13 protein-coding genes are annotated in these 10613 nt (G+C 62.3%); 4 read left to right on the top strand and 9 right to left on the bottom strand.

Annotated features, from left to right (window positions below; translation table 11 throughout):
• Positions 1-153: 153 nt before the first annotated feature.
• The 6 genes from prmB to ACE3QM_RS15045 form a co-directional block, all read right to left on the bottom strand.
• Positions 154-1068 carry a 50S ribosomal protein L3 N(5)-glutamine methyltransferase gene (prmB, locus tag ACE3QM_RS15070; protein ID WP_048411539.1) on the bottom strand — a complete coding sequence of 305 codons (915 nt, stop codon included), beginning with the start codon at positions 1066-1068 and terminating at the stop codon, positions 154-156.
• A gap of 102 nt (positions 1069-1170) precedes the next feature.
• Positions 1171-2547, bottom strand: a complete 1377-nt coding sequence (locus tag ACE3QM_RS15065; RefSeq protein ID WP_048411540.1) for a phosphomannomutase/phosphoglucomutase — start codon at positions 2545-2547, stop codon at positions 1171-1173.
• Positions 2548-2617: 70 nt separating this feature from the next.
• Positions 2618-3646: an anthranilate phosphoribosyltransferase gene (trpD, locus tag ACE3QM_RS15060; protein WP_231460934.1), complete on the bottom strand. Its 1029-nt coding sequence runs from the start codon at positions 3644-3646 to the stop codon at positions 2618-2620.
• Positions 3647-3704: 58 nt separating this feature from the next.
• On the bottom strand, positions 3705-4100 hold the full coding sequence (locus ACE3QM_RS15055) for a lysozyme inhibitor LprI family protein (RefSeq protein WP_374422985.1): 396 nt from the start codon (positions 4098-4100) through the stop codon (positions 3705-3707).
• Positions 4100-4669 (bottom strand): aminodeoxychorismate/anthranilate synthase component II, encoded by a 570-nt coding sequence (locus ACE3QM_RS15050; RefSeq protein WP_048411543.1) that lies wholly within the window; start codon positions 4667-4669, stop codon positions 4100-4102. Before ACE3QM_RS15050 ends, ACE3QM_RS15055 begins: the two co-directional genes overlap by 1 nt.
• A 65-nt stretch (positions 4670-4734) precedes the next feature.
• Positions 4735-4944, bottom strand: coding sequence for a helix-turn-helix transcriptional regulator (locus ACE3QM_RS15045; protein WP_374422983.1), 210 nt, complete (start codon positions 4942-4944; stop codon positions 4735-4737).
• A gap of 277 nt (positions 4945-5221) precedes the next feature.
• Between ACE3QM_RS15045 and ACE3QM_RS15040 the strand changes: the two genes are divergently transcribed.
• Positions 5222-5485: a type II toxin-antitoxin system Phd/YefM family antitoxin gene (locus ACE3QM_RS15040; RefSeq protein ID WP_048411545.1), complete on the top strand. Its 264-nt coding sequence runs from the start codon at positions 5222-5224 to the stop codon at positions 5483-5485.
• Positions 5485-5739, top strand: coding sequence for a Txe/YoeB family addiction module toxin (locus ACE3QM_RS15035; protein WP_048411546.1), 255 nt, complete (start codon positions 5485-5487; stop codon positions 5737-5739). Before ACE3QM_RS15040 ends, ACE3QM_RS15035 begins: the two co-directional genes overlap by 1 nt.
• Positions 5740-6014: 275 nt before the next feature.
• On the opposite strand, the gene ACE3QM_RS15030 is transcribed toward ACE3QM_RS15035, so the two are convergent.
• Entirely contained in the window at positions 6015-6293 is a 279-nt protein-coding gene (locus ACE3QM_RS15030) for a recombinase RecA (RefSeq protein ID WP_374422980.1), read from the bottom strand.
• A 217-nt stretch (positions 6294-6510) separates the two neighbouring features.
• Between ACE3QM_RS15030 and ACE3QM_RS15025 the strand changes: the two genes are divergently transcribed.
• Positions 6511-7062, top strand: coding sequence for a hypothetical protein (locus ACE3QM_RS15025; protein ID WP_156183979.1), 552 nt, complete (start codon positions 6511-6513; stop codon positions 7060-7062).
• A gap of 58 nt (positions 7063-7120) precedes the next feature.
• Here ACE3QM_RS15025 and ACE3QM_RS15020 read toward each other — a convergent pair whose 3' ends face one another.
• Positions 7121-8029 carry an aspartyl/asparaginyl beta-hydroxylase domain-containing protein gene (locus tag ACE3QM_RS15020; protein ID WP_048411549.1) on the bottom strand — a complete coding sequence of 303 codons (909 nt, stop codon included), beginning with the start codon at positions 8027-8029 and terminating at the stop codon, positions 7121-7123.
• 282 nt (positions 8030-8311) lie between these two features.
• Here ACE3QM_RS15020 and ACE3QM_RS15015 point away from each other — a divergent pair, with 282 nt between their 5' ends.
• A complete protein-coding gene (locus ACE3QM_RS15015) occupies positions 8312-9319 on the top strand; it encodes an arginine deiminase-related protein (protein ID WP_231462769.1) in 1008 nt (335 codons plus the stop codon).
• A gap of 162 nt (positions 9320-9481) precedes the next feature.
• On the opposite strand, the gene arsB is transcribed toward ACE3QM_RS15015, so the two are convergent.
• Entirely contained in the window at positions 9482-10504 is a 1023-nt protein-coding gene (arsB, locus tag ACE3QM_RS15010) for an ACR3 family arsenite efflux transporter (protein WP_374422988.1), read from the bottom strand.
• Positions 10505-10613 lie beyond the last annotated feature (109 nt).

Below are 10613 nucleotides of genomic sequence, written 5' to 3'. Positions count from 1 at the left end.
TTCTCTTCACTAGCCCATTATCGCTTACAAAAAGATCGTAAACAGGTTCTTAGAGTCGCTAGCAAAACGCTGAGCCAAGGCGCGCCGACGCAGACGGTAGCTTGGGTACGGCAAGTCGGCGCAACGCAGCTTCAGGGGTTTTGTTAGCGGGTGTTACTGCGCGTCGGCGGCCAGGCCGGCCACCAGATCCTCACGCGTGATCAGGAACACGAAGCCGTCGCCGCTTTCGGTTTCCATCCACATGAAGGGCAGGGTGGGGAAGCACTCTTCCAGCATGTCGCGGTTGTGGCCGATCTCCACCAGCAGCACGCCTTTGTCGTTCAGGAAGTCCGGCGCGCGGCGCAGGATTTCGCGGGTGGCGTCCAGGCCGTCCTCGCCGGAGCCCAGCGCCAGTTCCGGCTCGTGCAGGTATTCCGGCGGCAGCGCGTCCACCGATTCGGCATCGACATAGGGCGGGTTGGAAATGATCAGGTCGTACTTCTCTTCTATGCCCTCGAACATATCGGTGTGGATCAGCTGCACGCGCTCGTCCAGGCCGTAGTTCTGCACATTGATGGCCGCGACTTCCAGCGCGTCCAGCGAGATGTCCACCGCGTCGATTTCCGCGTCCGGGTAATGGTGCGCCAGCTGGACGGCCAGGCAGCCGGAACCGGTGCACAGGTCCAGCGCGCGCTGCACCAGCTCCGGGTGTTCGATCCACGGCTGCAGCGGTTCGCCCAGCAGCTCGTAAATGAAGGAGCGCGGCACCAGCACGCGTTCGTCCACGTAGAAGTTGAAATCGCCCTGCCAGGCTTCGTGGGTCAGATAGGCCACCGGCACCCGCTCCTCGGCGCGGCGCTCGATCAGGTCGATCACGTCCTTGACCTCGGTGGGTAGCAGCTTGGCGTCGAGAAAGGGCTCGAGCTGGTCCACTGGCAGTTTCAGCGCCGACAAAATCAGGTAAGCGGCTTCGTCGTAGGCGTTCTGGGTGCCGTGGCCGTAGAACAGGCCGGCGTCGTTGAAGCGTGATACGGCGAAGCGCAGCAGGTCGCGCGCGGTGTTGAAGCTGGATGCAGCCTGGGCGTACATGGTTTTCCTTTCAATACAACAGGGACATGGCTGCGGCCATGTCCCCGGCGGTGTTGATTCGCGTTCGCGTGGAACGCTGGCAAGACGTTGGACTGTCCGGTGTCAGAACGGCAACTTGGCGTCAGTGGCGGTGCCCAGCACGCGGCGGAAGTCACCCTTGATGCGCTCCAGCGCCACGTCGTTGTCGGCCTCGAAGCGCAGCACGATCACCGGCGTGGTGTTGGACGCGCGCGCCAGGCCGAAGCCGTCCTTGTATTCCACGCGCAGGCCGTCCAGGGTGTTGACCTCTTCGGCGCCGTCGAAGCTGGCGGAGGCCTGCAATTTGGCGATCAAGGCGTGGTTCTCGCCTTCCTTGGCCATCTTCAGGTTGAGTTCCGGCGTGGAGACCGCATTGGGCAGCGCATTGAGCAGCGCGCTGGGGTCCTCGACGCGGGACAGCACTTCCAGCAGGCGGGCGCCGGCGTACATGCCGTCGTCGAAGCCGTACCAGCGTTCCTTGAAGAACACATGGCCGCTCATCTCGCCGGCCAGCAGCGCGCCGGTTTCCTTGATCTTGGCCTTGATGAAGCTGTGGCCGGTGCGCGCCATCACCGGCACGCCGCCGTTTTGCTTGATCCACGGCTTGAGCAGGCGGGTGGATTTCACATCGTAGATGATCTTGGCCTTGGGATTGCGCTCCAGCACGTCGGCGGCGAACAACATCAGCTGGCGGTCCGGCCAGATGATGGTGCCGTCCTTGGTCACCACGCCCAGGCGGTCGCCGTCGCCGTCGAAGGCCAGGCCGATTTCGGCGTCGGTCTTCTGCAGCGCGTCGATCACATCCTGCAGATTTTCCGGCTTGGCCGGGTCCGGGTGGTGATTGGGGAAGTTGCCGTCCACGTCGCAGAACAGCTCGCGCACGCGGCAGCCCAGGCGGCGGAACAACACCGGCGCGAACGCGCCGGGCACGCCGTTGCCGCAGTCCACCACGATATTGAGCGGGCGCTCCAGCTTGATGTCGGAGGTGATGCGGTCCAGATAGGCTTCGGCGATGTCATGAGTACCGTAGCCGCCTTCGCCGCTGGCGAGATCGCCATCGACGATGCGCTGGTACAACTTCTGGATATCGTCGCCGGCCAGGGTATTGCCGGCCAGCATCATCTTGAAGCCGTTGTAATCCGGAGGATTGTGGCTGCCGGTGACCATCACGCCGGACAGCGAGCCCAGCTCATGGGCGGCGAAATACAGCATCGGCGTGGCGACGCGGCCCACGTCGACCACGTCGACGCCGGCGGCCTGGATGCCTTCGGCCAGCGCCTGGCACAGCTCGGGGCCGGACAGGCGGCCGTCGCGGCCGACCACGATGGATTTCACTTTGCGGGCCTTGGCTTCGGAACCGATGGCCTGGCCGATCTGGCGGGCGACGTCATTGGTCAGGGTCTTGCCGACGATGCCGCGGATGTCATAGGCCTTGAAGATGTCTTTGGACAGTTTGCTCATGGCTTTAATGGTGCATTCATATCTAGGGGCGCCGGCAAGGGCTGCGATGCCGGCGCGGATTATTCTGGGCTCAAGCCGTCAGCGCGTGACTGAGTTGGATCAATTGATCCAGCTTGGCTCGGGCGCGGCCCGAGTCTAGCGCTTCGCGCGCCATGGTAACACCGTCGGCCAGGCTAGGGGAAACCCCGGCCGTGTAGATGGCGGCGGCGGCGTTGAGGATGACGATGTCGCGAGCAGGACCGGTTTCCTGATTCAGCACCGCCAGCAGAATGTCGCGCGAGGCGGCGGCGGTTTCGGCGCGCAACTGCTTGAGTTCGGCGAATTCGAAGCCCAGTTCGCGCGGGTCCAGCAAGTATTCCTCAATCTGGCCGTCCTTCAACTCCGCCACCATGCTGGGCCCGGACAAGGTCAGCTCATCCAGTCCATCCTGCCCGTGCACGATCAGCGCGTGGCGGCTGCCCAATTGTTTCAGCACCCGCGCCTGGATGCCGACCAGATCAGGGTGGAACACGCCCATCAGCTGGTTTTCAGCGTCGGCCGGATTGGTCAGCGGTCCCAGGATGTTGAAGATGGTGCGCGCGCCCAACTCCTTGCGGATGGGCGCCACGTGGCGCATCGCGGTGTGATGATTGGGTGCGAACATGAAGCCGATGCCGATTTCGTCGACACAGCGGCCCACCTGCTCGGCGCTCAACGCCAGCTGCACCCCCAGCGACTCCAGCACATCGGCGCTGCCGGAGCTGGACGACACCGAGCGGCCCCCGTGCTTGGCCACGCGGGCGCCGGCCGCCGCAGCGACGAAGGCGGCGGTGGTGGAGATATTGAAGGTATGGGATTTGTCGCCACCGGTGCCGCAGGTGTCCACCAGATGCTCGCGCAGGCTGATGGGCACTGGCGTGGCGAACTCGCGCATCACGGTGGCGGCGGCGGCGATTTCCAGCACCGATTCCACCTTGACGCGCAGGCCGATCAAGATGGCCGCGGTCTGCGCCGGCGTCAGTTCGCCGCGCATGATCTGGCGCATCAAGTCCAGCATCTCGTCATAGAACAGTTCATTGCCGTCGATCAGCCGGTTCAGCGCGGCCTGCGGGGTAATCATCGGGTAGTCCTTTAGCTTGGGCGGGCGAGGCCGGCGCGGAGCCGGCCGCTCCGGGAGTTCAGTTGCCGGCGTGCGCCGCCAATTGGGCGAGGCGCTGCTCGGTCAGGTCGATACGGCAGCCGGCTTGGGCCTGGGCGGCGCCATTGCCGCTGGCGTAGCTGCTGGCCACCCAGCGGCACTGTTTGTCCAGGTAGACCTTGAAGGCGCGAGCGGATTGGCTCAAGGCCAAGCGCGTCCGGTAGCGGTTGCCGGTGACCTGATCCAGATCGCGCATCGCGGCGGCGGTCTGCTGTTCCGTCAGGGCTAGCGCCGCCTCGGCCTTGGCCTGGCGCTGCTGCAGGCAGGTGGATACCGCCGGGCTTTGCGCTTCGGCGCGCATGCAATCATCCAGCGCACCGGCTTGCACCGCGCCAGCCAACGTCAGCGCCGCGGCCAGCATCAACATCCTCTTCATCAGGCGAACTCTTTCAAGAAGTTGTCCAGCATCGCGTGGCCATGCTCGGTGAGAATGGATTCCGGGTGGAACTGCACGCCCTCTATCGGCAGCGTCTTGTGGCGCACGCCCATGATCTCGCCGTCGTCGGTCCAGGCGGTGACATCCAGGCAGTCCGGCAGCGTCTCGCGCTCGATCACCAGCGAATGGTAGCGGGTGCAGGTGACTGGATTGGGCAGGCCGCGGAACATGCCGACATCGTGGTGATGCACCGGCGACACCTTGCCGTGCATCAGTTGCTTGGCGTGAACGATGCGGCCGCCGAAAGCCTGGCCTATGCCCTGGTGACCCAGGCACACGCCCATGATGGGCAGTTGGCCGGCGAAGTGCTTGATTGCCGGCACCGACACGCCGGCCTCGTTGGGGGTGCAGGGGCCAGGTGAGATCACCAGGTATTGCGGGCGCAGCGCTTCGATTTGCTGCACGGTGATTTCATCGTTGCGGAACACCTTCACCTCCTGGCCCAGCTCGCCGAAGTACTGCACCAGGTTGTAGGTGAAGGAGTCGTAGTTGTCGATCATCAATAGCATTTTTGGTCTAACCAATTGAATTTGTTGGTGCTAATTTCTAGTCCGATGCTTTGTTGCTCACAGTGTTACTCACAAAGCTTGTCGGTGGGGTCAGCACGCTGCTTGGAGATGTACTCTGCCCGCCATTTCGCATAGTCCTCTTCAGGCCAGCGAGACGCGGTTCCGATTTTGATGGGCCCGGGAAATTCATTCTTCTTGATCTTACGGTAGATCGTTGCAGGGTGAAACCCTGTCCGCCGACGAATTTCCTTCATCGTGCAAAGTATTCCGGACATTTAAACCTCCCTCGAAAGGGCGGCCGTTCATTGATGGCCAGAACTATCTGTTAGGCGATCTAGGTGTGGCTGCGTTCATGCTTGCGCGGCTTTCCCGTGTTTCAGGATGGGGAAGTGGACTTCTCTTGGGGCTTGTTTGGGCGGCGCTAGAACAGCAGGCGCTTCGGAAGGGTGTTGAGCATGGGGGAATCTACCGGCGCGAGTCGCGACAGGCTGCATGGTTGTGGTGATTGTGCTATGGTTTGTACAATCATTGTCGACTTGAGGGAGGCATACCTTGAAAGCGCTTACCTACAGCCACACCCGCCAGCACCTGGCCGAAGTCATGCGCCAAGTGAATGAAGACCGGGCGCCGGTGATCGTCACCACCCAGCGCGGTGAGCCGGTGGTGATCATGTCGCTGGCCGATTACAACGCGTTGGAAGAAACCGCCTACCTGACGCGCTCCCCTGAAAACGCCAAGCGGCTGGCCGATGCGGCGGCAAGATTCCACAACGGAGAAGCCAAGGAAAGGACGCTGCTCGAAGACGGAGGCGAGTGATGCAGATCAAGTTTGATGACAACGCGTGGGAGGATTGCCTCTACTGGCAGCAGAACAGCAAGCCCACCTTCAAGCGCATCAACGCTCTGATCAAGGACATCCAGCGCAACCCGTTTGAAGGGATAGGCAAGCCGGAGCCGCTGAGGCATCAGTTCGCCGGCTTCTGGTCGCGCCGTATCGATGACGAGCATCGCCTGGTCTATGCCGTACATAATGATGTGCTGACCATTTTGCAGTGTCGTTACCACTACTAAGAGCCTGTTCAAAGTCTCGCGAGCAAGGGCGAGACAAGGCGAAAACGAGCGAAAAAGCGGAATGTACACGTGGTACATGAGCATTTTGAGCTTGGTTTCAACGCCGTATCGCCGAAGCGCAGCAGACTTTGAACAGGTTCTAAGACTCGCAAACAGAACCAACTTCTGCGTAAGGCCGGCGTTGTTGCATCACCGGCGCCATGGCGAATGCGCGTGGCAGCGATCTCACAGATTTGCTGCCGCTCCGCTACGTTTTTCGGGCGGAGGTCAGGGGCTCAGCCGCGCTCCGTCCGCGCCAGCTCGATGATGGCCCGGATCGCGGCCCTGGCCTGCGGGCTGTTGTGCCAGCAACTGGAGCCCATCATGTCCGCGATCTGGCGTGTCAGCAGCGCCGGGTCCTGATCCGCCAGTTGCGGCAATGAAGTAAAGCCTATTTGTTCCAATCTGGAAACGACGGTGGCGCCGACGCCTTTCAACGCCACCATCTTGTCTTTTTCTGCGGTGCTGAAACCCATTGTTCCCTCCTGTCTTGCTGATGAGCAGGGCAACAGCATACACCTCCCGCACCGGGGTCCTGCCATGGGGCGGTCGCGCGCCTTGCCGTTGTCGCCTGTGAAATAGGGCAGGCTGGGCGCGATGCCGCCGCAAACACCAATGGCATCGCATGGGTTAGCATTTAAGGATGTCCGCATTGGGGTGCGGGTGTTAGGAATGAGGTTGGACAAAAGCGTCGGCGAGCGCGGCGGACCTCAATCTGGGGAGTGATGCACAATGATGAAGACGAAACATTGCCGTCATTGCGGCCATGTGAGCGGCGCCGCGCCGCGCGGCCGGCAAGCGCCGCCAGGCGTGTGCCCGGAATGCCGGACGCCTTATCAGGAAATGTATCCGCGGCCACTGCCGAGGCGCGAGCCGGCGCAGCCCTCGCCGCTGTCCTGGGTCCATGTCGGCGTGCTGTTTGCCGCCATGCTGGCGGGAGGCATTTGGCTGACGTGTTCGGTGTGGCCCAGTCAGCATCAGGCCGCGGCCAAGAACGAGGAGGAGTTGAAGGCCATTGCCGGCGTGGTTCTGCCGGATGCGATCCAGCCTGCAGGCGAGTTGTGCGGAGCCCAGGCTTTCGCCGGCGGCGCTTTCTGCCGCTGGGCGCCGGAACTGGCAAAAGTGGGTCGTCGGGCGGCGCTGGCCCGCGATTGCATGGAAGTGACTTCCGTGCGCTTGCATCCGGGCAGCAAGACCCCGGAGCGGCCCGATTTCGCGGTCAGCTGCCGCAACGCCGCCGGCGAGCTGATGCAGATGGGCTTCAATGAAGACGATCTGAACTAGTCGAGGCAGCTGGTTTCTCTATTCGCAAACGCTATCGGTCAAACGGCTGGCTGCTGGCTCAACTCAGCAGCCAGCCCAGCAACAAGCCACCGAACAACAGCCATTTCAGCGCGTAATAGCCAAGGCGGCTCTGCGCCTTGATGCGCTTGCCGAACAAGCGCACCGCCTGCACATAGCGGAACAGGCGGTTGAGCGCGCCGGTGCGGTCGCCTTCCTGATTGGGGGAACTGGCTGCGCCCAGCAGCAGGCGGCTGATCTGGCGGTTGCACCAGGCGGCGAGCCGGAAGCGCATCGGTCGCTCGATATCGCAGAACAGGATGATGCGCTGATGCTTGGTGGCGTTCTCCGCATAGTGCAGATAGGTTTCGTCGAACAACACCGCCTCGCCGTCGCGCCAGCTGTAGCGTTCGCCGTCCACCTCGATGTAACAGGCCTCGCTCTGCGGCGTGGACAAACCCAGGTGGAAACGCACCGAGCCGGCGAAGGGGTCGCGGTGGCGCACCAGTCGGCCGCCCGGCGGCAGGCTGGCGAACATCGCCGCCTTGATCGAGGGAATGCCTTGCAGCAGCGCGGTGGTCTCGGGGCACAGCTTGGCCGCGGATGGGTGCGGCTGGTCGTACCACTTGAGGTAGAAGCGTTTCCAGCCGGATTTGAAGAAGGAATTGAAGCCCAGGTCGTCATAACGGTCGGACGCCTTGATCGCGCCGTCGTTGGACAGGGCCAGCGCCTCGGTGCGGATGCGCTGCCAGTTATCGTTCAGCGTTTGCAGTTCGGGAAAACTTTGCAGTGGTAGGTAGGGGCGGGCTGGCAGGGTGGAGAACAGGTAGCAGAAGCAGTTGATCGGCGCCATGAAGGTGGAGTGATCGGTCAGTTGTCGCCAGAAACCCAGGCGCTGGCGGCCGCGAAAGTGGATGTAGACAGTGCAGAGCGCAAAGATCAGCACAATGGAGATTTTGAAATAGGGCATGCCGGAACAATCTCGATGTTTCACGAAGATGGCTTCAATTTCATGCAATTCGGCGGTTGGGGGCGACTGGCCATTGGTCTAGTCGACAGCGCCGGCGGTGTAAAACGGCCTTGGGGACCGTCTGTTGATTTGAGCGCCCGCGTCAGTGGAAGTCAAGTCGGCGCGTGTCGCCTGCTTGAAGGTTTGTGTCATGTTTCTGGCATTGGGCGAGGCCGTACTGTCTGTAGAATGATTTGCCGCCCGCGGGCGGACATGCAACCACCCACCCAAGAGCCGCCCACCATGCAAGCCCAAGCCATCGCCGCCGCCGCGCCGGCGCAAGAAAACCTGGAGCCGATCTGGCTCAACGCCAGACAAGGCCAACTGGCCCGCGCCGTCGTGATGGCGCGCCCGTGCGACTTCGCCTTCAACGAACAGACCGGCGCCGACAATGTATTCCAGCATAGGCTGCAACTGCCTGCCGCCGAGGTCACCGCGCTGGCGCTGGCCGAATTCGACGCGATGGCGCAGCGCCTGCGCAATCATGGCGTCGAAGTGCTGGTGCTGGAGAAAAGCCCGGACGGCTACCCGACGCCGGACGCGGTGTTTCCCAATAACTGGTTCAGCACCAGCGTGGATGGCAGCCTGCACGTTTATCCTATGCATACCTTGAACCGGCGCCGCGAGCGGCGGGTGGAGGAGCTATGCCAACTGCTGCTGAGTCATGGCTACGAGGTGGAGCAAGTCGTGTGGGCCGGCCCGCCGCAGGAAGAAGATCTGATATTGGAGGGCACCGGGGTGATGGTGTTCGATCATCCACGCAAGCGGGTGTACGCGGCGCGCTCGCAGCGTTGCCATCCAAGCGCGCTCTACCGTTACGCGCGCCGACGCGGCCTGGAAGCGGTGCATTTGTTCGATACCGTGGACAGCCGCGGCGTGCCCATCTACCACACCAATGTGATGATGAGCGTGGGCGAAGGCTTCGCGGTGATTTGCTCCGAGAGCCTGCACCGGCCGGAGCAGCGGCGGCAAGTGCTGAGCGCGCTGAGCGAGCATCACGAGGTGATAGACATCAGCCTGGCCCAGGTGGAGCGCAGCTTCTGCGGCAATATCCTGCAATTGCGCGGCGCTGGCGGCCAGCCGCTGATCGCGATGTCGGAACAGGCGTGGAACGGCTTCACGTCGGCGCAGCAAAGAGTGTTGGAGCGGCACGGCCAGCCGGTGGTCAACCCCATTCCCACCATAGAGGCGGTGGGCGGTGGTAGTTGTCGCTGCATGCTGGCCGAGCTGTTCCTGCCGCGCATTCGCTAGCGGTTGTCCCGGCAAGGGCCGGGAACGCGTTCCGTCGCGGCTCGTTCGGGAGGGAGGCTAGGCCGCCTGGACAACTCAAGCCACGGTTCAGACGCGGCCGCGCGGTTCCGGCAGCGCCGCGGCCTTGCAGTAGGAACCGGACGCCCTGAGCGTGTTTAGCGGCTACGCGTCTCTTTCATACCAGTCTTTGCTGGCGTTCACGATGCGAACAACCAGCAGCATGGCGGGGACTTCAACCAACACGCCGACAACAGTGGCCAGCGCCGCTCCGGAATGAAATCCGAACAGGCTGATGGCGGTGGCCACCGATAGTTCAAAGAAGTTGGACGCGCCAATCAACGCAGACGGGCAGGCCACGCTATGCTTTTCTCCGACGAGCCGGTTGAACCAGTAGGCCAGGGCGGAGTTGAAGAACACTTGGATCAAAATGGGGACCGCCAGCAAGGCAATCACTAGCGGCTGCTGCAATATCGCTTCGCCCTGGAAGGCGAAGAGCAGAACCAAGGTCGCGAGCAGGGCCGCGATCGACCAAGGGCCAATCTTGCTCATGGCGGCCTCGAAAGCCGCCTGCCCCTTGGCTAGCAGCGCCTTGCGCCATGATTGCGCCAAGATGACCGGAATCACGATGTAAAGCACGACCGATACCAGCAGGGTGTTCCATGGCACGGTGATCGCGGAGATGCCGAGCAGGAGGCCGACGAGCGGGGCGAACGCCACAACCATAATGCTATCGTTCAAGGCGACCTGCGACAGCGTGAACAAGGGGTCGCCATTGCTCAGCCGGCTCCACACGAAGACCATGGCGGTGCAGGGTGCGGCGGCTAGCAGGATCAGTCCGGCAATATAACTGTCCAGCTGCTCCGCCGGGAGCATGTGAGCAAATAGGTTGCGAATGAACAGCCAGCCTAGAAACGCCATGGAGAACGGCTTAAGCAGCCAATTCACCACCAGGGTCACGCCAATGCCGCGAACATGATGGCGTACTTCGTGCAGCGCGCCAAAATCGACTTTGACCAGCATGGGAATGATCATCACCCAAATCAGCAAACCGACGGGAAGGTTGACCTGGGCGATTTCCAGCTTGCCGATAGCCTGGAAGACCTGAGGCAGCGTTTGTCCCAGCGCGATTCCCGCGATGATGCAAAGAAAAACCCAGAGGGTCAGGTAGCGTTCAAACCTGCTCATCGACGCCGGGCTGTCCCGGTGAAGGGTGGCGTCACAGGGGGTGGACAAAATGATTCTCCTTTTTCATAAGGTGTGGGCTGACCGGGAGTTTGCGATTGAGTGGATAGAG

It is taken from the genome of Chromobacterium sp. (assembly GCF_041912965.1).
Classification (GTDB): Bacteria; Pseudomonadota; Gammaproteobacteria; order Burkholderiales; family Chromobacteriaceae; genus Chromobacterium; species Chromobacterium aquaticum.
This window is presented reverse-complemented; position numbering and strand designations above follow the sequence as displayed.